The sequence below is a fragment of the Aeromonas sp. 62-46 genome (assembly GCF_001898585.1).
Classification (GTDB): Bacteria; Pseudomonadota; Gammaproteobacteria; order Enterobacterales; family Aeromonadaceae; genus Aeromonas; species Aeromonas caviae.
Genome location: NZ_MKUI01000015.1, coordinates 21,882 through 42,564, shown reverse-complemented (window position 1 = coordinate 42,564; position 20,683 = coordinate 21,882). Strand labels below are relative to the sequence as shown.

19 protein-coding genes are annotated in these 20,683 nt (G+C 62.8%); 11 read left to right on the top strand and 8 right to left on the bottom strand.

Annotation, left to right across the window (positions count from 1 at the left end; translation table 11 throughout):
- Positions 1-56 precede the first annotated feature (56 nt).
- The 4 genes from BGO64_RS04835 to BGO64_RS04820 are packed head-to-tail and all read right to left on the bottom strand — an operon-like array spanning position 57 to position 3,252.
- Entirely contained in the window at positions 57-1,223 is a 1,167-nt protein-coding gene (locus tag BGO64_RS04835) for a membrane protein (RefSeq protein ID WP_029313951.1), read from the bottom strand.
- Complete coding sequence (locus tag BGO64_RS04830) at positions 1,223-1,594, bottom strand: GtrA family protein (RefSeq protein WP_010673439.1); 372 nt, start codon at positions 1,592-1,594, stop codon at positions 1,223-1,225. Before BGO64_RS04830 ends, BGO64_RS04835 begins: the two co-directional genes overlap by 1 nt.
- Positions 1,591-2,649, bottom strand: coding sequence for a glycosyltransferase family 2 protein (locus tag BGO64_RS04825; protein WP_010673440.1), 1,059 nt, complete (start codon positions 2,647-2,649; stop codon positions 1,591-1,593). The genes BGO64_RS04830 and BGO64_RS04825 overlap by 4 nt, the downstream gene beginning before the upstream one ends.
- Positions 2,650-2,706: 57 nt before the next feature.
- Positions 2,707-3,252, bottom strand: coding sequence for a hypothetical protein (locus tag BGO64_RS04820; RefSeq protein ID WP_010673441.1), 546 nt, complete (start codon positions 3,250-3,252; stop codon positions 2,707-2,709).
- Positions 3,253-3,561: 309 nt separating this feature from the next.
- Here BGO64_RS04820 and BGO64_RS04815 point away from each other — a divergent pair, with 309 nt between their 5' ends.
- From BGO64_RS04815 to BGO64_RS04800, 4 genes are all read left to right on the top strand, one after another.
- Positions 3,562-4,329, top strand: a complete 768-nt coding sequence (locus BGO64_RS04815; protein ID WP_069651724.1) for a substrate-binding periplasmic protein — start codon at positions 3,562-3,564, stop codon at positions 4,327-4,329.
- A 91-nt stretch (positions 4,330-4,420) separates the two neighbouring features.
- The gene (locus tag BGO64_RS04810) at positions 4,421-5,902 is read left to right on the top strand and encodes a L,D-transpeptidase family protein (protein ID WP_143237904.1); all 1,482 of its coding nucleotides are present in this window, start codon (positions 4,421-4,423) and stop codon (positions 5,900-5,902) included.
- Positions 5,903-6,050: 148 nt separating this feature from the next.
- Positions 6,051-6,596 (top strand): peptidoglycan L,D-endopeptidase MepK, encoded by a 546-nt coding sequence (gene mepK, locus BGO64_RS04805; RefSeq protein WP_201921545.1) that lies wholly within the window; start codon positions 6,051-6,053, stop codon positions 6,594-6,596.
- A 103-nt stretch (positions 6,597-6,699) separates the two neighbouring features.
- Positions 6,700-6,951, top strand: coding sequence for a hypothetical protein (locus BGO64_RS04800; RefSeq protein WP_010673445.1), 252 nt, complete (start codon positions 6,700-6,702; stop codon positions 6,949-6,951).
- A gap of 94 nt (positions 6,952-7,045) precedes the next feature.
- Here the strand turns inward: BGO64_RS04800 and BGO64_RS04795 are convergent, their stop codons facing one another.
- Together BGO64_RS04795 and cysZ are read right to left on the bottom strand one after the other, a co-directional pair.
- On the bottom strand, positions 7,046-7,660 hold the full coding sequence (locus BGO64_RS04795) for a trimeric intracellular cation channel family protein (protein WP_010673446.1): 615 nt from the start codon (positions 7,658-7,660) through the stop codon (positions 7,046-7,048).
- A 134-nt stretch (positions 7,661-7,794) separates the two neighbouring features.
- Entirely contained in the window at positions 7,795-8,559 is a 765-nt protein-coding gene (gene cysZ, locus BGO64_RS04790) for a sulfate transporter CysZ (RefSeq protein WP_010673447.1), read from the bottom strand.
- A gap of 110 nt (positions 8,560-8,669) precedes the next feature.
- Here cysZ and BGO64_RS04785 point away from each other — a divergent pair, with 110 nt between their 5' ends.
- From BGO64_RS04785 to ligA, 3 genes are all read left to right on the top strand, one after another.
- Positions 8,670-12,044: an AAA family ATPase gene (locus BGO64_RS04785; RefSeq protein ID WP_286700264.1), complete on the top strand. Its 3,375-nt coding sequence runs from the start codon at positions 8,670-8,672 to the stop codon at positions 12,042-12,044.
- Between the two features lie 15 nt (positions 12,045-12,059).
- Positions 12,060-13,190 (top strand): cell division protein ZipA, encoded by a 1,131-nt coding sequence (gene zipA, locus BGO64_RS04780; protein ID WP_210557565.1) that lies wholly within the window; start codon positions 12,060-12,062, stop codon positions 13,188-13,190.
- A 99-nt stretch (positions 13,191-13,289) separates the two neighbouring features.
- Positions 13,290-15,296 (top strand): NAD-dependent DNA ligase LigA, encoded by a 2,007-nt coding sequence (gene ligA, locus BGO64_RS04775; RefSeq protein WP_182935977.1) that lies wholly within the window; start codon positions 13,290-13,292, stop codon positions 15,294-15,296.
- A gap of 57 nt (positions 15,297-15,353) precedes the next feature.
- Here ligA and BGO64_RS04770 read toward each other — a convergent pair whose 3' ends face one another.
- Positions 15,354-16,322: an ABC transporter substrate-binding protein gene (locus tag BGO64_RS04770; RefSeq protein WP_286700263.1), complete on the bottom strand. Its 969-nt coding sequence runs from the start codon at positions 16,320-16,322 to the stop codon at positions 15,354-15,356.
- Between the two features lie 439 nt (positions 16,323-16,761).
- Here BGO64_RS04770 and nrdD point away from each other — a divergent pair, with 439 nt between their 5' ends.
- From nrdD to BGO64_RS04750, 4 genes are all read left to right on the top strand, one after another.
- Positions 16,762-18,879: an anaerobic ribonucleoside-triphosphate reductase gene (nrdD, locus tag BGO64_RS04765; protein WP_286700262.1), complete on the top strand. Its 2,118-nt coding sequence runs from the start codon at positions 16,762-16,764 to the stop codon at positions 18,877-18,879.
- A gap of 113 nt (positions 18,880-18,992) precedes the next feature.
- Positions 18,993-19,502 carry an anaerobic ribonucleoside-triphosphate reductase-activating protein gene (gene nrdG / locus BGO64_RS04760; protein ID WP_286700261.1) on the top strand — a complete coding sequence of 170 codons (510 nt, stop codon included), beginning with the start codon at positions 18,993-18,995 and terminating at the stop codon, positions 19,500-19,502.
- 57 nt (positions 19,503-19,559) lie between these two features.
- Complete coding sequence (locus tag BGO64_RS04755; RefSeq protein WP_010673454.1) at positions 19,560-19,730, top strand: YqaE/Pmp3 family membrane protein; 171 nt, start codon at positions 19,560-19,562, stop codon at positions 19,728-19,730.
- 135 nt (positions 19,731-19,865) lie between these two features.
- Positions 19,866-20,255 (top strand): energy transducer TonB, encoded by a 390-nt coding sequence (locus tag BGO64_RS04750; RefSeq protein ID WP_286700260.1) that lies wholly within the window; start codon positions 19,866-19,868, stop codon positions 20,253-20,255.
- Between the two features lie 58 nt (positions 20,256-20,313).
- Here the strand turns inward: BGO64_RS04750 and BGO64_RS04745 are convergent, their stop codons facing one another.
- Positions 20,314-20,673: an MliC family protein gene (locus BGO64_RS04745; RefSeq protein ID WP_010673456.1), complete on the bottom strand. Its 360-nt coding sequence runs from the start codon at positions 20,671-20,673 to the stop codon at positions 20,314-20,316.
- Between the last annotated feature and the right edge of the window lie 10 nt (positions 20,674-20,683).

The following is a 20,683-nucleotide window of genomic DNA, read 5'->3' as shown; positions in this document are numbered from 1 at the left end:
TCGCGGCCATGAAAAAAGCCGGTCAGTTGACCGGCTTGTAGGCATTCGGGGTGGCGTCAGACGGTGAAGAACTTGAAGTTGACGAAGGCCACCGCGATGAAGGAGGCAACCATGCCGCTGATGCAGAGCACCGCAGGGCGGATGGCAGGCCAGCGATGGGCCAGCAGCACGATGGCCAGCAGGGTCGGATAGAGGCCGAACATGTAGCGGGGCATGGCGTTGAGTCCGGTCATCAGGGGGATGGTGCAGCAGATGAACATCAGGGTCGCTTCGGCCCAGCGTTTCTGGCTGAACAGGTAGCCATTCAGGCACCAGCCGAAGATCACCATGATGGAGAGATAGGCCTTGCGCCCCCCCAGCTCGAAGCCGCTCAGCCACCAGTCCAGGGGGCTGTCCATATAGCGGCCCCAGGCCACCTGGATGTGCTTGAAGGCCAGGGCATCCCCGGTGAGGTGATAGAGATAGACCATGTAGGAGAAGAGGCCGAGGGGAATGAGCCAGAGGGTGAACACCACCTTGAAGGCCCGCTCGGTGAAGCGGAAGAACTCGCGCCAGCCGTAGGCCTGCAGGGCCAGGATCAGCACCGGGAACACCATCATCACCCCCAGGTTGCGGGTGGCGGAGATGAAGATGCCGAGGAAGGCGACCATAAGCCACTGTTCGCGGTAGGCGAACAGGAACATTCCCAGCATCAAGGCCATGAACATGGGCTCGGTATAGCCGGAGACGAAATAGGCGGAGAAGGGGGAGAAGGCCAGCAGCCAGACCCCGAAGCGGGCGGTGTCGTCCCCCAGCTTGAGCTGGCGCAGCACCAGCAGCATCAGGGGCAAGCTGATGAAGAAGGCGATGTTGGCCACCAGCATCAGACCGATGAGGCTCTCCATGTCAAACAGGCTGGAGAGACCGCCGGCCAGCATGGGATAGAGGGGCATGAAGGCCCAGTTCGCCGCATTGCCCTTGCTCAACCAGCGCGGATAGAGGTCGTAACCATTCTCGATGATGCGCTGGAACCAGACGCAGTCGAACTGGCAGTAGGCTTGCAGGGGCCCGATGTCGGTGGCGCCATAGAGCTGGACGCCGAAATAGCCCATGCCATAGAGCGCCACCCGGCTCAGCACGAAGGCGGCGACGATCATCAGCCAGTCGCGGCCGCTGATGCGCAGTGACGGGCGATAGGGGAGTGCAGCCCCGGTTGACGGGGCGGTATTGGTCATATCATTCATCAGGCAAAAACCCAGATACGGGAGAGAACGTAGGTGAGCACGGTGACGGTCAGGGTGGCGATCACCACCGGCAACAGGCCGGAGAGACCGGCAAACAGCAAACCGCTCAGGATGAGATTACGCACCGCCAGAGAGAAGAGGGCAACCAGCAGGAACTTGCTGGCGGCACCTTGTTTCTGGAAGGTGATGTAGCGATGGCCGAAGAACGAGAACCAGAACGCCACGGCAAAGGCCAGGGTCGTGACCAGGTGCTCGGAGATGGCCGGCCAGGTATGAAACAGGGCGATGGAGGTGCCCAGATCGACGAGGGTGGCCCCCCCGCCGACAAAACCGAAGCGAACCAGCCGCCAGAATTCCTCGCGGGAGATCATTGAGACGCCTGCTCCTGCTGATCATCAGCGGCTTTCGCGGCGGCCTTCTTGCCAGCGCTCTTCTTGCTGGTGGTGGGCACTTCCTGCTTCTGCTCTTCATCCTGCTTGGCGTACTGGCCGTAGACCCCTTCGATGAGGTAGACGGGGCGCTGTTTCACCTCGACGAACATGCGGCCGATGTACTCGCCGATGATGCCCAGCGACAGCAGCTGGATGCCGCCGAGGAACAGCATGACCGACATCAGGGAGGCGTAACCGGGCACGTCGATGCCGAAGAAGAGCACCTGGGTGATGATCTTGAGGATATAGAGGAAGGCGATGAAGGAGACACCGACCCCGATGTAGCTCCACACCCGCAGCGGCCAGCTGGAGAAGCTCATCAGGCCGTCAAGGGCGAAGTTCCACAGCTTCCAGTAGTTGAACTTGGTTTCGCCGGCATGGCGGGCCGGGCGCTCGTAGGGAACGCCGACGGCGCGAAAACCGGCCCAGGCGAACAACCCCTTCATGAAGCGGTTGCGCTCCGGCAACTGCTTGATGGCCTCGACCACCTTGCGATCGATGAGGCGGAAGTCACCGGCGTTCTCCGGCAGCTTGGTGCTGGTGGAGAGGGCGTTGAAGAAGCGGTAGAAGCCACCGGCGGTCAGGCGTTTCATCGGGGTGTCGGCGCTGCGATCCACCCGGATGCCGTAGACGGTGTCATAGTCGCCGGTCTGCCACAGCTTGACGAACTCCAGAATGAGAGAGGGGGGATCCTGCAGGTCCACGTCCATGGGGACGATGGCGTCGCCCTTGGCCTGGTGCAGGCCGGCGGTCATGGCCGCTTCCTTGCCGAAGTTACGGGCCAGGTTGACCAGGGTCACACGGGGATCCCGGGCGATGGCCTGCTCGACCACCTCACGGGTGCGGTCACGGCTGCCATCGTTGACGAACACGATTTCAAGCTGGTCTTTGAGCGGGGCCAGTTCGGTATCTATCGCGCTGATGAAGGCGTCTATGCTCTCTTCCTCGTTGTAAACGGGAACGACCAGAGAGAGTCGAAAATCGGCACGGGACATGGGAACTTCCTTATTGAAAGAATTATTTTACGGAACAGATACTTGGGGCATTCCGCTTCACTGAGCCACGGTCAGTCGCACGGACTGGACGTTGAGCGGTGTCGGGGCGGAGAGCGCCAGGAAGTTGGGACGCTTGGGATCGGCGGTCAGGGAGTCGCCCGGCAGGCTGAGGCGGATCTCGTTGATGCCCGCCTTGGCCAGCTTGACCGTGGTGGTGAAATCATGACCCAGCGCCACCTTGAGCAGGGCGCCAGCCTGGGGGCTGTTGATCCTGGCCTGGATGGTGAGCTGCTCCGGCTGGGCCTGCTGCTTGGGCAGCACGAAATAGAGACCGCCCTGACCGCTCAGCTCGGTGCCTTGCTCGCTGGGCTTCTTGGCCCAGCCTTCGCTTGAGAGGAAGCGGCTCGGCTTGGTCAGGTTGAGTTCGTTGCCGGGCTGGTAGGTCATGCTGGAGTTGTGCTCCCAGAAACGGGTCTTGCCTTCCAGGTAATAGAGCTTGTAAGCCAGGCTCACGTTGGGGTGAGCGGCCAGATAGAGGGTATAAAGGTAGAAACCGCTCAGTGCCAGGATGGCAGCCAGAAAACCGAACTTTTTGTAGGTCATATTACTCACTCGACGCCCGACAGATTGATAGGCAGATTTCGCGCATATGCTAATCCAATTGCAAAAAAAGCATAGTGGATCACAAAAATATATTTGCTCACATATTAACCCTCAATCACCCTGCTTACCAAGGGGCTTTGGGGTCGTTTGCTTCCTCTTCTTGATTGTGGCTTTTTCGGCGCCAACCTGTCTGCCGCCACCTGGGGCGCATCAGGCAAACGGCTGATATTGTGCTTTGTTGTGGCAGGATCTGTCGCCATTTCACCCGGGCAGAATTAAGATGGCCTGTCCCGTCGTCAAGGATGACCCATGAGACTCTTCTCTCTGTGTGTGCTCTGCTGTCTGCCCCTCCAACCGTTGTGGGCGCAATCGTTCTGCTCCTCCCCCCTTCGCGTCGGTTTCGATGACTGGCCCCCATACCACTATTACCAGCAAGAGGGAGCACGTCGGGAACTGCGTGGATTTGCGGTCGACTACCTCAATGCCGTGTCGAATCGGCTGGGTTGTCGTCTGGTCTATGTGGAGCGTCCCTGGAAGCGGGGGTTGCACGATCTTGAGCGGGGTCGGCTGGACATCGTGATGGAGGCGTATTTTGCTGATGAGAGGGCGCGTTATGCCTGGTTCTCCATCCCCTACAACCCGGGCCGGACATCGCTCTGGGTACGCAAATCCGGTACCGGTGAGGAGTCGGATCTGGCGAGCTGGCTGGCCCACGGGCATCGCCTCGGTGTGACCAGGGACTACTATTACGGCCCGGAAATCACCAAGGTTCTGCAGCGATACCGCAACCAGGTGAGCGAGGTCAACGATGTGCAAAACTATCGCAAGCTGCTGCTTGGGCGGATAGACGGTTTTCTCGGGGATAGTCTGGCCACGCCCTGGGGTCTGAAGAGAGAGGGGCTGTCGGATGCGGTCGTCCCCCACACCATGGCGATCCATGAGACGCCCACCTTTTTCATGTTGAGCAAGAAGACCCTGTCCGGGGAATTCGTAGCGCGGTTCAACGAGGCGATAGTGGCCGTCGGCGACAGCGGGGAGCAGGAACTCATCTGGCGTCGTTACACCTCCGTCCGCTAGCAAAGTCGCCAGCATTCACGCATCATGGGGACCTGACCGTCGCGCCTGACAGGCCGAAATGAACCGATTTGAGGCAAGCGTGGTAAGAAGCATGGGTAAGAAGTATTGGTTGGCATTGGCGAATCTCATCTGGCTGGGCTGCTGGCCGGCCAGCATGGTTCATGCCAGCACGGAACAGGCGGTAGTGGCCAGTCCCAGCATTCAGCATGACTGGTATCAGAACGAGGTGGCCGAGCAGGCTCGTCATGAGCTTGAACAGCAGTTGCAGGAAGCGGTGCTGGCCCAGCTGCATCCGGATTTCTACCGCCTCTGGCAGCAGTTGCAAAAGACCCCGGCGGATCGACGCGGTGCCCTCTACGATGAGGCCTTTGGCAAGCTGGCCCGGTTCCAGCAGGCCTGGCGAGGGATGGATCTGGTCGCGCGCGAACAGATGCAGACCCTCAAGCTGGATCTGAACCGCCCCCTGGCCCATGCCCCCCAGGGAGACAATCTGCTGGAGCAGGTCAGGCAACTCAGGCCACAGGTGGCGGAATACGACGCCGTGCGCGACGAAGTGCGCAAGCTGCTGGCCATGCCCATGGCCAAGCACTGGCCCACCCTCTCCATGCCGACCCTGCGGGCCGGGGAGAGCTCGACCGAGCTCGGCCAGATCCGCTCCATCCTGAACGAACTGGGGGACAGTGCCCCGACTCACCAGGACAGCCTCTACGATCCCGAGACCGAACAGGCCATCAAGCAGTTCCAGCGCCGCCACGGCCTGACCGCCGACGGCATCATCGGCCGTCAGACCCGCAGCTGGCTCAATACCGGCCCCGAGGTGCGCGCCAGCCTGCTGGTACGCAACCTGTGGCGCCGTGATCTGGTGGATCACCTTGCCGGTCGCTATGTGCTGGTCAACATTCCGGACTACCGCCTGAGCGTGGTGGAGTCTGGCAGCGAGGTCTTCACCAGTCGGGTCATCGTCGGCAAGGAGCAGCGGGCCACCCCCATCCTCGCCAGCGAGATCCGCTCCATCGTGCTGAACCCGGCCTGGCACGTGCCGCGCTCCATCCTGAGCAAGGACATTCTGCCCAAGCTCGGGCGCGATCCTGCCTACCTGGATCGCGAACAGTTCGAGGTGATCGACGGCGAGGGCAATCCGGTGCAGTTCAGCGAAGATGGCTGGCACCATGCGCTGGCCTCCGGTTTCCCTTACCGGTTGCGGCAAAAGCCGGGGGATCACAATGCCCTGGGTCGCTACAAGTTCTATCTGCCCAACAACGATGCCATCTATCTCCACTCCACCCCGCGCAAGGCGCTGTTCGAGCAGGGGGCCCGTGCCTTCAGCTCGGGTTGCATCCGGGTGGAACACGCCGACGATCTGGCGGAGCTGCTGCTGGCGGACTCCCGCTATCAGCCGGACAAGGTGGCCAGCATCCTGAAAGAGACCCAGACCAAGTGGCTGCCCCTGAGCAACCCTATCCCGGTGTTTACCGTCTACTGGAGCAGCTGGATTGATGAAGAGGGACGCCAGCAATTGCGCAACGATATCTACGGATTCGACAGAGTCAGCTATCAAAGCCGCTTGCTGTGATCCTCGCCACAGAGTGAAAAGCCCGGCCCGTGCCGGGCTTTTTCATGGGTGAATGGGGTTTGACAGCGCTTTTTCTGGCAGGTAGTTTCGGCCCTTGTATCAAATTCATTCACCTGTGTGACTTCACCATGAGATGGACGGACAACGGATGCTGGGACAAGAGATAAGCCGACGCCGTCTGCTGCTGGGGGCGGGTTGCCTGATGGGGACCAGCCTGCTGTCGTTCCCTGCGCTGGCGAGCCGCAGCACTTCGGGACGGGAACTGAGTTTCTTCAACCTCAATACCGGCGAGCGGGTACGCGCCAGTTATTGGGAAGATGGCCACTATCTGAGCGACGGGCTGGCGGAGCTCAACCATATTTTCCGTGACTACCGTCGCAACGAAGTGTTCAACATCGACAGAAAGCTGTTCGATCAGCTCTTTCTGCTGCAACACAAGTTGGGACGCCACGGCGAAATCCAGCTCATCTCGGGTTATCGCTCCCCGGCCACCAATCAGCAGAAGCGGCGCAAGAGTCGCGGCGTCGCCAAGCACAGCTACCACACCCTGGGGCAGGCGGTTGACGTGCGCATCCCCGGCGTGCAGCTGGCGCACCTGCGCAAGGCCGCCCTGAACCTCAAGGTGGGCGGTGTGGGTTTTTACCCTTCCGACAACTTCGTGCACCTGGATACAGGCCCCGTTCGCAGCTGGTGAGTCGGGATTTCCTCAAGGGTTGAGTGCCGATTGTATCTTGTTGCCGCTGGCATTGAGGGGAACCAAGCTGCTAGGCTCTGGACTCCAGCCAGAGGAGAGAAAGATGAAGCAGATTGTGATCGGGGGGCTCATCGCCCTGTTGTTGACTGGTTGCGGCAAGCTCAACCGCGAGAGCTACGACAAGCTGAAAGTCGGGATGAGCTATGCCGAAGCGAGTGCCATCCTCGGCAAGGCCGAGCGTTGCGACGATGCTCTCGGCACCACGAGCTGTGTCTGGGGAGGGGAAGGCAAGAATATCAAGGTGCGTTTCATCGCCGACAAGGCGACCTTCTTCAGCTCGGAAGGGATCAACTGACCCTTTCCTCTCTTGCCGATGCCCAACAAAAAAGCGCCGTATGGCGCTTTTTTGTTGCTCGTTATCCGTGCGATATGGCCAGGAACTGGCGTGTTCAATGGGTGGCGTACTGATAGTTGAAGGTGGGCAGTCCCCACTTGAAGCGTACCGCCAGGAGGCGCAGCACGAAGCCGATGCCGATGGCACCGAAAGCGGCCCAGTCGTTGGGCAGCCCATGGTGCAGCGCAAAGCAGTAGAGCGCGGCGGTGATCAGCGAGACGGCGGCATAGAGCTCGCGCTTGAACACCAGCGGGATACGCTGGCACAGCAAGTCCCGCAGCACCCCCCCGAACACGCCGGTCACCACGGCCATGATGCAGGCGATGCCAGCCCCGTGGCCCATCTCGAGCGCCCGGGCAGCCCCGAAGATGGAGAAGACCACGAGCCCCAGGGCATCGAGCGCCAGGAACAGCTTGCCAAGGTAGCGCATCAGCGGTGCCGAGATGACCCCGGCCATGGCGGCGCCCGCCACCAGCAGCACGTATTCGGGGTGCTCGACCCAGAGCAGGGGATAGTGGCCCAGCAGCACATCCCGAATGGTACCGCCACCGATGGCCGTCGCCGAGGCGATGATCACGACGCCAAACAGATCCATCCGTCGCCGACCCGCTGCCAGCGCGCCAGTCATCCCTTCGGCCACCAGGCCGAGCAAGAAGAGTGCATGTAACATGAGATATCCCAGGGTGCGAGAAAGGCCCGCATCCTAACAACCCTACGCTGGGGCGACAAGCTATCTTGGTTATGCATTAGATTAAGTAATGAAAAGGGGGCTTTCGCCCCCTCTTTTGATCATGATGACGCGGTTCAGCGTCCAAGTTGCTCGCTGCGGTATTGGTCCACCCACATGGCGGTGGCGCCACAGATGGCCACCGGCATCACGAAGAGATTCACCACCGGGATGGCGGAGAAGAGGGTCACCAGGGCGCCGAAGCTCAGGCACTTTCCACGACGCTGCTTGAGGGCGTCGCGCATGGTGATGAAGCCGATCTTGTGGTTGTCGAACGGATAATCGACATACTGGATCGCCATCATCCAGGCGCTGAGCAGGAACCAGAGCACGGGTGCCAGGGTCTGGCCCACTACCGGGATCAGGAAGAGGATCAGGCAGCCGATGGCCTTGGGCAGATAGTATTTCAGCTTGGTCCATTCGCGGCCGAAGGTACGGGGCACATCTTTCACCACATCCAGCATGCCGGTGTCATTCATGGCTTCACCGGTGAGGATCTGTTCCACCTTCTCTGCCAGCAGGCCGTTGAAAGGGGCAGCTATCCAGTTGGCCACCGAGCTGAAGATGAAGGAGAAGACCACCAGTATGGTGATGAGGGCGATGGGCCAGAGCAGGTAATCAAGCCAGGAGAGCCAGCTCGGGATCTGCTGGTGCAGCCAGGCGAACAGGCCGTCCAGTTGTAGCAACAGGGCGTAGAAGGCACCGGCAAAAAGCACGAAGTTGACCAGCAGGGGGATCAGCACGAAGGTGCGGATGCCGGGCTGGCGGATGAGCGAGAAGCCGCGCAGGAAGTAGTCTGCACCGCTGACCGAATCTTTGACCATGTGGGGTGATTGGCTCATGTGAGCTCCATCAGTGAATGGGGAAAGTGCCAGCATATTACAAACAAGCCTTTGATTTGGTAAAGTCGCCTGCCCGCCTCCTCTTTATTTCGTTACCCACATAGGCCGCCATGCGTCTGAAATTGATCAAACTCGCCGGTTTCAAGTCGTTTGTCGAGCCGACCCGCATCGAACTCAACGCCGACATGACCGCCGTGGTGGGCCCCAACGGCTGCGGCAAATCCAACGTCATCGACGCCGTGCGCTGGGTGCTGGGGGAGAGCTCCGCCCGCCATCTGCGCGGCGAGAACATGACCGACGTCATCTTCAACGGCTCCATCAACCGCAGCGCCCATGGCCGCGCCTCGGTGGAACTGGTGTTCGACAATCCCCACAACCGGGTACCCGGCGAATTCGGCCGCTTTACCGAGATCTCGGTGCGTCGCGAAGTGCTACGCGACGGCTCCAACCACTACCAGATCAACGGCCAGAAGTGCCGCCGCAAGGACGTGACCGACCTCTTCCTCGGCACCGGCCTTGGGCCCCGCAGTTACGCCATCATCGAACAGGGCACCGTCAGCCGGCTGGTGGAGTCCCGCCCCGCCGATCTCAAGCTGTTCATGGAAGAGGCCGCCGGGGTCTCCCGCTACAAGGAGCGGCGCCGCGAGACCGAGCAGCGTATCCGCCATACCCAGGAGAACCTGGAGCGCCTTGGCGATATCCGCGGCGAACTGGGCTCACGCCTCGAGCATCTCAAGGCCCAGGCCGAGACCGCCGAGCGCTACAAGCAGCTCAAGAGTCGATCACGTGCCGCTCGTGCGGAGCTGATCGGCTCGGAACTGTGGGCGCTGGAGACACGTCTTGGCGAAGCCAAGACCGAACTGGCCCAGACCGAGCAGGCGCTGGCGGCACTCGATGCCAAGCGCACCGCCGACGAGGGGCGTCACGTCACTCTGTCGGTGGCCCGCCAGGAGGCGCAGGCCGAGCAGGCGAGCCGCCAGCAGCAGATTTTCCTCGGCGGGCAAGCCATCGCCCGCCTCGAGCAGCAGCAACTGCACCAGAGCGAGCTGGGCCGCGACTGGCAGGCGAGGCGGCAGTCCCTCGGCGAGCGTATCGACGGCCTCAAGGCCCAGCTGGCCGGCCAACTGGAACAGCTGAGCGACAGCACGTTGCAGGGGGAGGTGGCGTCGGCGCGCCTCGAGCAGTGTGAGCAGTTGCTTACCGACCAGCAGAGCGTGCGGGCGGCAGCGGGCGATCGGCTCGAGCAGGCGCGCCAGCGTCAGCAGCAGTGGCAGCAGCAGCTGGGCCAGTTGCAGGGGCGGCTCAACCAGACCCGCGCCGAGGTGAACGGCCTGCAGGAGCTGCAGGCCAAGACCCGGCTGGCCCGCCTCAAGCTGGAAGACGAACAGGCCGGGCCCCTTGGCGGGGAGGGGGAGAACCTGCAACCGGCCCTCGATGCCCTGGCGGCGGAACTCTCGCTCTCCCGCGCCCGCCATGAGGAAGCCGATGCGGCGTGGCAGGCCGGCGTGGCCCGCCATGAAGCACTCAAGGCAGAGCAGGGTCGCCAGCAGGGCCTGCTGCGCGAGCTGGAGGCGCGCCTCGCCACCCTGGATCAGATCCTGGGGGAGCAGATGGCGGGCGCGACCCTGGCGGATCGGTTGCAGGTGCCCCCCGAGTGGGCCCGGGGGCTGGACAAGGTGCTCGGCCGCTGGCTCACCGCAATCCCGGCGGACGAGTGCAACCTGGCGCAACCTGGACTCTGGATTGGCCCGGCCCAGCCAGCCAGGGCCGATACCCTGGCGGCGCAACTGGGGGGCGAGTACATTCCGGCTTTCCTCAATGCCATCTGGCTGGCAGAGAGCAGGGAGGAGGCGCTGTCCCGCCTGCACAGCCTCTCTGCCGGTGAGTCGCTGCTCACTCCCGCCGGCGACTGGTTCGGCCCCAACTGGGCGGATCTGGGGGAGGGCATGGCCCTCGGTACCCTGGCGCTGCTCGGTGAGCGTGAGCGGCTGCACACCGAGCTAGCCGCGGGCCGGGAGGCGCTGCACAGACTCGACGAGCAGCTTGTCGCCGCCGATGCAGCGCGGGCCCAGCAGCATGGAGCGCATGAGCTGGCTCAGCGCACCCTGCGCGAGCAGGAGCAGCGGTGGCAACAACTGCGCGAAGCCTGGAGTCTGCGCGAGGGGCAGCGCCAGGAGCGCTTGCAGCGCCTGGGCCAGCTGGGGGAAGAGCTGGCCCGGCTCGATAAAGAGCAGGCTGAGGAGGCGCAGCGGCTGGCGTCGGCCGGGGAGCGGCTTGAGCAGGATGAAGCGGCCCTTGGCGAGCTGCAGGAGCAGGGGGAGGTACTCGCCGAGGCGCTGCTGCTTGCCCAGGAGCAGGTAAGCGGGGCGGAGCGGGCGCTGGAAGAGGCGCGCCTTCGCCGGGAGCAGCAGCAGGCGGCCTGCCAGCGGTTGCAACTGGAGCAGCAGAACCAGCGCCAGCTCATCACGCTGCGCGAGCAGGAGCTGGCCCGTATCGGCCTGGAGCTGGCGGAACTCAAGGAGCCAGGGGCCGCTCCGAGTCAGGATCTGTCGCCCCTGCTGGTCGAACAGCGTAATCTTGAGGCGCAGCAACTGGCCTGTCACCAGCGGCTCGCAGAGCTGGATCGTCAGCTGACCGAGCTGGAGCAGGCCAGAAGCGCCGCTCACAAGCAGCTAGTGAAAATTCAGGAGAAACTGGCGACTCTGCGGCTCGAGCGCGAGCGCAACCTGACGCGCAGGCAGGGACTGCACGAGCAGTTCGAAGAGCTGGGCGTTCGCCTGGTGGACCTCGATCAGGCTGTGCTGATTGCCGCTGATCGCGGCAAGCTGCGCCAGGAGATCCAGACGCTGGAGGCGCAGGTGGAGGCGCTTGGCGCCATCAACCTGGCGGCGCTGGAGGAGTACGAAGAGGCGAAAACCCGTTCAAGCTACCTGGAAAATCAGTGCCAGGATCTGGAGCTGGCCCTCGACACCTTGAGCCAAGCCATTAAAAGAATTGATAAAGAAACACAAATACGCTTCCGCGACACTTTCGATAAGGTCAATGAAGATTTAAAATCCCTGTTCCCAAAAGTGTTCGGGGGGGGCAGTGCCTGGCTTGAGCTGACCTCGGATGATCTTTTGGAGGCCGGAGTGAGCATCATGGCAAGACCTCCGGGCAAGAAGAATGCTACCATTGCCCTGCTTTCCGGGGGGGAGAAGGCGCTAACCGCCCTTGCGCTGGTTTTTGCCATCTTCAGACTCAATCCAGCACCATTTTGTCTGCTGGATGAGGTGGATGCACCGCTCGATGAAGTGAACGTCGGTCGCTTCTGTTCTCTTGTCAAAGAGATGTCGAGCACAGTACAGTTCGTTTACATCAGTCATAATAAGGTCTCCATGGAGATGGCCGAGCAGCTGGTTGGCGTCACGATGCAAGAGCCCGGGGTTTCGCGCATAGTGTCGGTCGATATCGGTGAAGCCGTCGCTTTGGCTGAGCAAAACTAGAAAGAGAAGCAGCTAATGCAGGAATTGCGTTACATCTTGGTTGCCCTGGGCGGTATTGCCATCGCGGCATTGCTCATTCACGGGTTGTGGAGCAACAGAAAGAATCGTCAGGCACCGATCAAGGAGAAACCCCTGGGTCGGATGGAGTCCAAGTCCCGTGAGCGTGACAACGACGCCTTCGACAGCGATGGCATCGGTCAGGTGCGTGTGGTGAGCGGTGGCCGTCGTGCCGAGCCCAAACTGCGCAGCGACGAGGCCCGTCAGCCCGAACCCCGCCGTGTCGCCCCCGTTCCCGCCTTCGATGATGAAGATGACGACGCCGATCTGCCGCCTCCCGTGGTGCGCAAGCCTGCCGCTCGCCCTGTCCCCCCTCAGCCTGTGTATGAGGAAGAAGAGGACTATGACGAGCCGGTTGCCGCCCCTGTTGAAGAGGCCCCTGCCGCGCCGGTGCGCAAACCTGCCCAGGTGATCCGCCGTACCCCGGTACACCGTTCCCGTCCGCAGCGCGAGCCCATGATGCAGCCGCTGGACGAAGAGCCGCTGGTGGAGCCGGCCTATGCCCAGGCGCCGACCTTCGGTGCACGCGAGCCGGCACCGGTTGCCCAGCAGGCTCCCCGCTACGCCCAGCCGGCTTATGAAGAGCCCGCTTACGATGACGAGCCAGCCTATGAAGAGCCGGTTCACACAGCCGAGCCAGAACCCGCTCCGGCCCCGGTCGAGAAGATCTGGCAGGATGTCTATGTCATCAACCTGATGGCCCGTCCCGGCCACGATCTGCAAGGGGCGACCCTGCTCTCTTCCCTGCTGGCGCTGGGCTTCAAGTTTGGCGAGATGGACATCTTCCACCGTCACGAAGATCTGGGCGGCAAGGGGGAGGTGCTCTTCTCCATGATCAACATGGTCAAGCCGGGTACCTTCAACCCCTATCGCATGGAGCAGTTCAGCACCCCGGGTGTGTCCCTCTTCATGCAACTGCCCCTTCGCAGCAATGCCGCCTTCGCCTTCGAGCACATGTTGCAGGCCGCGGATCAGCTGGCGAGCGATCTCGATGCCATGCTGACCGATGCCTCGCGCAGTCCCCTCAGCGACGACGACATCGCCCGCTACCGTCACGAGCTGGCGGCCTACGAGGCCAGCCGCGACTGATGCGCCATGGGGCTTAAACAATGAAAAGTGCGGTACCCCGGTGCCGCATTTTTGTTTCTGCCCCAGACTGAATGTTCCATCACACTTCGAGACTTTTTCATGAGCGATATCCTCTCCCGCCACCGTCAACTGTGTGAGCTGCTGACCGAGTACGGCCATCAGTACTATGTGCTGGACAACCCCACGGTGCCGGACGCCGAATACGATCGCCTGATGCGCGAGCTGATCGCGCTGGAGGCCGAGCATCCCGAGCTCAAAACCCCGGCCTCGCCGAGCGTGCGGGTGGGGGGCCAGCCGCTGACCGCCTTCAAGCAGGTACGCCACGAGATCCCCATGCTGAGTCTGGACAACGTCTTCAGCAGCGAGGAGTTGCAGGCGTTCGAGCAACGCATGAGTGATCGCCTCAAGCGGGAGGTGACTTTCACCTTCTGTTGCGAACCCAAGCTCGACGGTCTGGCGGTGAGCCTGCTCTACGTGGATGGCCAGCTGGTACAGGCCGCCACTCGCGGGGACGGTACCACGGGGGAGGAGATCACCGAGAACGTGCGCACCATCAAGGCCATTCCCCTGACCCTGCGCGGCCAGGGGTGGCCGGCGCGGCTGGAGGTGCGTGGGGAGGTCTTCATGCCCAAGGCCGGGTTCGAGGCGATGAACCGCGATGCGCTGGCGGCGGGGGAGAAGGTGTTCGTCAACCCGCGCAACGCCGCTGCCGGCAGCCTGCGCCAGCTCGATTCACGCATCACCGCCAGCCGCCCCCTCAGCTTCTATGCCTACGGCGTGGGAGTCGGTGGCGACGAGCTGGGGGATTCCCACTTCGGTCGCCTCAATCAGCTCAAGGCCTGGGGTCTGCCGCTCAGCCCCGAGGTGAAGCTCAAAGAGGGTGCCGCCGGCTGCCAGGCGTTTCACGATGATATCCTGGCGCGTCGCGGGGATCTCCCCTACGAGATCGACGGCGTGGTCTACAAGGTGGATGACATCGCCCTGCAAGGGGAGCTCGGTTTCGTTGCCCGCGCGCCGCGCTGGGCTACCGCCCACAAGTTCCCGGCAGAAGAGGAGATGACCCTGCTGGAGAATGTTGAGTTCCAGGTGGGCCGCACCGGTGCCATCACCCCGGTGGCCAAGCTCAAGCCGGTGTTTGTCGGCGGCGTCACCGTCTCCAACGCCACCTTGCATAATGCGGACGAGATCGCGCGCCTTGGCGTGATGATCGGCGACACCGTGATCGTGCGCCGGGCGGGGGACGTGATCCCTCAGGTCGTGGCTGTGGTGGAGGCGCAGCGCCCGGCGGATGCCCGCGCGATCCTCTTCCCGACCGAGTGCCCGGTGTGCGGCTCGGCGGTGGAGCGGCTGGAAGGGGAGGCCGTGGCCCGCTGTTCCGGCGGTCTCTTCTGCGAGGCCCAGCGGGCGGCCGCCATCAAGCACTTCGCGGCGCGTCGCGCCATGGATGTGGATGGCCTTGGCGACAAGATAGTGGAGCAACTGGTGGACAAGGGGCTGGTGAAGACCCCGGCAGACTTGTTCAGCCTCAACGCCATCCAGCTGGCCGGGCTTGAGCGGATGGGGCAAAAATCGGCCCTCAACCTGGTGGCCGCCATCGATGCCGCCCGCAGCACCACCCTGCCCCGCTTCCTATTTGCCCTGGGGATCCGCGAAGTAGGAGAGGCGACCGCCTTGAACCTCGCCAACCACTTCCTCACCCTGGATGCCCTGCGCGCCGCCTCGGTGGAGCAGTTGCTGGAGGTGCCTGACGTGGGAGACATAGTGGCCAAGCACGTCTACTACTTCCTGCGCCAGCCCCACAACATCGAGGTGCTCGACGCCCTGCTGGCCGCCGGTATCCACTGGCCGGCCATCGAGAAGAAAGAGATAAGCGATCAGCCCTTTGCCGGCAAGACCTTCGTGCTGACCGGCACCCTCACCGCCTTGTCCCGCAACGACGCCAAGGCGGCGCTGCAGGCCCTGGGGGCCAAGGTGGCGGGCTCCGTGTCGGCCAAGACCGACGTGCTGGTGGCGGGGGAGGCGGCAGGCTCCAAGCTCGCCAAGGCCCAGGAGCTGGGGATCACCATCTGGACCGAAGCCGAGTTGCAGGCGGCCATTCAGCCCTGAGGATGCACGTTTGAGCAGACAAACCCGGCCCATTGGCCGGGTTTGTCGTTGGTGGGCTCACTCGACGTAACTCACCTTGTCCTGCCAGGCATCGGGAGCCGTCAGGTGCCAGCGTGCCAGTTCGCTCTTGCTGAACAGATATTCCCCGCGGGATGCGGCGCGGGGGGAGAGGGCGCCGGGCGCCGTGCCCGAGAGGATGGCATTGGCCAGTTCGGCGGCTCTCTCTCCCTGACTGTGGCCGTCGAGCACCAGGCCGCCGATGGCGGCTCCCCTGCCCACCGCAAAGGCCCAGAAGCAGAACAGTGGCACCGGGCTGTTGGCGCTGGTCCATGCCAGCACTTGCTGCTCGCTCACATGCTGGCCCTGCGCGTCGGTGAGGGTGTGGTAGAGGCCGAGGAAGAGCGCCTGATAGCCATTTTCCCGGCTGGCGAGCACTGCCTCCTGCCAGCGTCCGTAGTCGGTGAACTGGCGGCTGCTGACCCGGGTCTGGCCGATCGTCAGCTCGCCTCGCCCCTTGAACTCGTGGGCGACGGCGGTGCGGGACACCTCGCTTTCGTCAAACAGCACCAGGGCGCGCTCCAGTCCTCCCATCAACTGACTCATCTCGCTGATGCTGCGCTTGAGCAGGGGGCGTTCCAGTACGCCGGTGATCAGGGGGTGGCCGACCAGCCCCTTGGGGCGCGGATTCTCATTCATCCCGAGAAACACCACGGGCGTTCCCCGGGCGGCGATGGGTCGGGCGAGGGCGTTGATGGCGTTGTCATCCCCCAGGATCACCAGCGCCGGCTGGTGGGCCCGGTAGGCGGCCATTCCCTTGGCGAGCAGTTCGTCACGGGTCTGGCCGGGCTGGCGCTTGGTGTCCAGATAGAGATAGCCGAGGTGATGCGCCTGCTTGAGGTGCTGCTCGAGGCCGGCACTGTAGCTCTGATCCCACTGGTTGCTCTGGTGATAGCTGCTGATCACCAGGATCTCGGCGGCCAGCAGCGGGAGGGAGAGGAGAGAGAGCAGGAGCAAGACCTTGGTCACGTGTGTTTTCCGCAAGGGACAGACTGTTCCCCAGTATGTGCTCTCCCGCTCTCTGGCGCCTCGGTCAATTGTTGTCGGAAGGCGTGCCCCTCTCTTTTTATCCCCTGCCGGGCGGGAGCCCGCATCCCGTCTGGGGTGAGCAAAAAGAGCGCCTTTTGGCGCTGGTCGTGAACTGCCCCACTCCTTCCAAAACCTGTTCTGGATCAAGAAACAGGGTACCGCTTTGGTGCCTAATAGACCCCACATATAGGGGTAAGCATAAAAAAAACACCCATATATAGTGTCATAAAGCTGTGCATAAGTGGTCGCCCTCTCAGTGTCAGCCCAGGTGTTTCAAGCCTTGGCTGACCTTGTTTGCGCCGGGGACGGGCGTGGAGAAGGGGACTCAACGAGGGTGAGCCGAGGGTGGCCACCAGGTCTTTCAATACGGGGAAAATCGATGAAACCGGTAGTGATCAAACGCGATGGATGTCGTGCACCATTCAATGGCCAACTGATCCGCGATGCGGTCAGCCGGGCGGCGGCCGCGGTCAATCAGGCCAGTCCGGCGCTGGCAGAGCGCATTGCCGCCGCTGTCAGCCAGGAGCTGGAGGGACGAGGGGAGGTAGACATCCACGAGATCCAGAACCGGGTCGAGAACCACCTGATGGCCTCCGACGACAAGGCCATCGCCCGTGCCTACATCGAATACCGTCACGACCGGGATCAGGCCCGAGAGGCCCGGGGTCGCCTGGCCCAGGAGATCCGCGGCCTGGTGGAGCAGACCAACGCGGCCCTGCTCAACGAGAACGCCAACAAGGACTCCAAGGTGATCCCGACCCAGCGTGACCTGCTGGCGGGCATTGTCGCCAAGCATTACGCCATCAGTCACATGCTGCCCCGTGACGTGGTGCAGGCCCACGAGAGCGGCGACCTGCACTTCCACGATCTCGACTACTCCCCCTTCTTCCCCATGTTCAACTGCATGCTGATCGATCTGCAGGGGATGCTGACCCACGGCTTCAAGATGGGCAACGCGGAGATAGACACTCCCAAATCCATCAGCACCGCCACCGCGGTGACCGCCCAGATCATCGCCCAGGTGGCGAGCCATATCTATGGCGGCACCACCATCAACCGCATCGACGAGGTGCTGGCACCCTATGTGACCATCAGCTGGCACAAGCACCGGGAGGTGGCCGAGGAGTGGGGGATCAGGGACGTGGATGCCTATGCCATGGCCCGCACCGAGAAGGAGTGCCACGACGCCTTCCAGTCCCTCGAATACGAGGTCAATACCCTGCACACCGCCAACGGTCAGACGCCGTTCGTCACCTTCGGCTTTGGCCTGGGGGACAGCTGGGAATCGCGCCTCATCCAGCGCGCCATCCTTGGCAACCGCATCGCCGGCCTTGGCAAGAACAGGAAGACCGCCGTCTTCCCGAAACTGGTGTTCGCCATCAAGGATGGCCTGAACCACAAGCAGGGGGATCCCAACTACGACATCAAGCAGCTGGCGCTGGAGTGCGCCTCCAAGCGGATGTACCCGGACATCCTCAACCACGACCAGGTGGTCAAGGTGACCGGCTCCTTCAAGACCCCCATGGGGTGCCGCTCCTTCCTCGGTGCTTACGAGGAGAATGGCGAGCTGGTCCACGAGGGGCGCAACAACTTGGGGGTCGTGAGCCTCAACCTGCCGCGCATTGCCCTGAAATCCCGCGATGAAGCGGACTTCTGGGACAAGCTGGACGCCGCCCTGCGGGTGGCCAAGACAGCGCTCATGTACCGCATCGAGCGCCTGGATGGGGTCAAGGCCCGGGTCGCCCCCATCCTCTACATGGAGGGGGCCTGCGGGGTGCGCCTCAAGGCCGATGACAACATCAGCGAGATCTTCAAACATGGCCGCGCCTCCATTTCGCTGGGTTACATCGGGGTACACGAGACCATCAACGCCCTCTATGGCACCGACGTCCACCTGTTCGACAGCGAGACCCTGCGCCAGAAGGCCATCGCCATCATCGCGCGGCTCAAGGCTGCCACCGACGAGTGGAAGGAGGAGACCGGCTACGGCTTCAGCCTCTACTCCACCCCGAGCGAGAACCTCTGCACCCGTTTCTGCCGCATCGATGCCAAGGAGTTTGGCGTGGTGGCCGGGGTGACCGACAAGGGCTACTACACCAACAGTTTCCACCTGGACGTGGAGAAGCAGGTGAACCCCTACGACAAGCTGGACTTCGAGGCGCCCTATCCGCCCATCGCCAGCGGCGGCTTCATCTGCTACGGCGAGTACCCCAACATCCAGCACAACCTGGAGGCGCTGGAGAATGTCTGGGACTACAGCTATGACAAGGTGCCCTATTACGGCACCAACACTCCCATCGACGAGTGTTACGACTGCGGCTTCACCGGCGAGTTCGAGTGCACCTCCAAGGGCTTCACCTGCCCGCGTTGCGGCAACCACGACCCGGCCAAGGTGTCGGTGACCCGCCGGGTGTGCGGCTATCTCGGCAGCCCGGATGCGCGCCCCTTCAACGCGGGCAAGCAGGAAGAGGTGAAGCGCCGCGTCAAGCATATGTAAGCGAGCAGACCCCACCCCAGCCCTCCCCTTGGCAGGGGAGGGGGCAAAGAAGCTCCTCCCCCTTTCGAAGGGGGAGGTTGGGAGGGGGTTGGCCGTTAACCCAGAGAACTCGAATGCACTACCACCAGTACTACCCGGTCGATGTGATCAACGGCCCCGGCACCCGCGCCACCCTGTTCGTGTCGGGTTGCGAGCACCAGTGCCCCGGTTGCTACAACCAGAGCACCTGGCGGCTCGATGGGGGCAAGCCGTTCGATGAGGCGATGAGCGATCGCATCATTCACGATCTCAACGACAGCCGCATCAAGCGGCGCGGACTGTCGCTCTCCGGCGGCGATCCGCTCCACCCCGCCAACGTGCCGCATGTGCTGGCGCTGGTGAAGCGGGTGCGAACCGAGTGCCCCGGCAAGGACATCTGGTGCTGGACCGGCTATCTGCTGGCCGATCTCAGCCCGGCCCAGCGGGAACTGGTGGCCTTGCTGGACGTGCTGGTGGATGGCAGGTTCGAGAAGGCCCTGGCGGATCCCGGTCTGCTCTGGCGTGGCAGCCGCAATCAGATGGTTCACGACCTCAACGCCTGGCGGGGAGGAGGAGAGCGGATCCCCTGTCTGGTTTGCAGTTGAGGCCTTGGGTGTTTATGGTTAGGCCAACCCCAAGCGCTGTTTACACGAGGAATCCCGATGAACAATCTGCTCAAGATCCTGCTGGCCATCTTTCTCCCCCCGGTCTGCGCCTTTATCCAGGTAGGCTTCAGCCTCCATTTCCTCATCAACATAGTGCTGACCCTGCTGGGCGGTCTGCCCGGCATGGTCCATGCCCTCTGGCTGGTGGTAAGCGACAAGCGCGCCTGAGCCGTGAGAGATCACAAGGCCAGCCCTCCGGGGTTGGCTTTTTTTTTTGCCTGCCAGATGGGGGCTTCCCGGATGAGCCCCTTTGCCTGACACTGGCGCGTCGCTCATGGAGTCGAGCGATACAACGAAGAGGGAATGTCAGTGCGTGTGAAAGGGTTGTTGCTGTGGGCCGCCCTGGCCCTGCTCGGGGGCTGTGCCACCACCGCCAAGCTGAATCGGCCTCCGGTGGATGTCACCTGGGAAACGCTGCCCGAATACTGGGTGTTGGTGGGGGATGCCATCAGGTTTAACCCGGTCGGGGGGCTGCCGGCGCAGAGGCCGGTCAAGGGGTATGTGACCCTTCGCTACCTCATCGATTCCAATGGCACGTTGTTCAGCCCAGAGGTACTGGAGTCCCAGCCCCCCGGCGTGCTGGATCTCATCGCCATCTCCGGGCTGGCGCAGCTGCGCTACCGGCCATCGGAGCAGAATCAGCAAGCCATTCCGGCTCGGGTTGTGGCCCGATTCGAAGTGGAAGTGAAATGACAAACACCCCGGCCAGGCCGGGGTGTTTCGTGTGGGCTCTGTGCCATGACGGCGCGGATCACTGCTCCTTGCAGTCGTTGTAGCGGCTCTGCCACTCCCCGGCGTCATCGCGCATCTCGACGAACCCCTCCTTGCCCTTGTTCCACCAGACCACCTCGTGATCGTCGGTATAGCGGGCGCCGGAGGCGGAAACCGCCTGGGGCAGGGTGTAATCCTTGCCATCGGGGAGGGAGAGCTTGACGAAGTTCAGGCTCTCGTCCGAGAGAGAGAAGTAGCGAACCTGCACTTTCTGGTTCTGTTCACACAGATAGGTGACGGGATCGCCGCCGGTCACTCCCAGCTTGCCGCTGCCCAGATCGCAGCCGCCGAGCAGGGTGATGGCGCCCGCCCCCAGTAGAAAGAGCTTGGCGTGTTTCATGTTTGATCCT

What these genes read in the sequence shown, in the direction of transcription:
- BGO64_RS04835 (WP_029313951.1), bottom strand. Translation starts at nt 1,223, where the DNA reads ATGAATGATATGACCAATACCGCCCCGTCAACCGGGGCTGCACTCCCC.
- BGO64_RS04830 (WP_010673439.1), bottom strand. Translation starts at nt 1,594, where the DNA reads ATGATCTCCCGCGAGGAATTCTGGCGGCTGGTTCGCTTCGGTTTTGTC.
- BGO64_RS04825 (WP_010673440.1), bottom strand. Translation starts at nt 2,649, where the DNA reads ATGTCCCGTGCCGATTTTCGACTCTCTCTGGTCGTTCCCGTTTACAAC.
- BGO64_RS04820 (WP_010673441.1), bottom strand. Translation starts at nt 3,252, where the DNA reads ATGACCTACAAAAAGTTCGGTTTTCTGGCTGCCATCCTGGCACTGAGC.
- BGO64_RS04815 (WP_069651724.1), top strand. Translation starts at nt 3,562, where the DNA reads ATGAGACTCTTCTCTCTGTGTGTGCTCTGCTGTCTGCCCCTCCAACCG.
- BGO64_RS04810 (WP_143237904.1), top strand. Translation starts at nt 4,421, where the DNA reads ATGGGTAAGAAGTATTGGTTGGCATTGGCGAATCTCATCTGGCTGGGC.
- mepK (WP_201921545.1), top strand. Translation starts at nt 6,051, where the DNA reads ATGCTGGGACAAGAGATAAGCCGACGCCGTCTGCTGCTGGGGGCGGGT.
- BGO64_RS04800 (WP_010673445.1), top strand. Translation starts at nt 6,700, where the DNA reads ATGAAGCAGATTGTGATCGGGGGGCTCATCGCCCTGTTGTTGACTGGT.
- BGO64_RS04795 (WP_010673446.1), bottom strand. Translation starts at nt 7,660, where the DNA reads ATGTTACATGCACTCTTCTTGCTCGGCCTGGTGGCCGAAGGGATGACT.
- cysZ (WP_010673447.1), bottom strand. Translation starts at nt 8,559, where the DNA reads ATGAGCCAATCACCCCACATGGTCAAAGATTCGGTCAGCGGTGCAGAC.
- BGO64_RS04785 (WP_286700264.1), top strand. Translation starts at nt 8,670, where the DNA reads ATGCGTCTGAAATTGATCAAACTCGCCGGTTTCAAGTCGTTTGTCGAG.
- zipA (WP_210557565.1), top strand. Translation starts at nt 12,060, where the DNA reads ATGCAGGAATTGCGTTACATCTTGGTTGCCCTGGGCGGTATTGCCATC.
- ligA (WP_182935977.1), top strand. Translation starts at nt 13,290, where the DNA reads ATGAGCGATATCCTCTCCCGCCACCGTCAACTGTGTGAGCTGCTGACC.
- nrdD (WP_286700262.1), top strand. Translation starts at nt 16,762, where the DNA reads ATGAAACCGGTAGTGATCAAACGCGATGGATGTCGTGCACCATTCAAT.
- nrdG (WP_286700261.1), top strand. Translation starts at nt 18,993, where the DNA reads ATGCACTACCACCAGTACTACCCGGTCGATGTGATCAACGGCCCCGGC.
- BGO64_RS04755 (WP_010673454.1), top strand. Translation starts at nt 19,560, where the DNA reads ATGAACAATCTGCTCAAGATCCTGCTGGCCATCTTTCTCCCCCCGGTC.
- BGO64_RS04750 (WP_286700260.1), top strand. Translation starts at nt 19,866, where the DNA reads ATGTCAGTGCGTGTGAAAGGGTTGTTGCTGTGGGCCGCCCTGGCCCTG.
- BGO64_RS04745 (WP_010673456.1), bottom strand. Translation starts at nt 20,673, where the DNA reads ATGAAACACGCCAAGCTCTTTCTACTGGGGGCGGGCGCCATCACCCTG.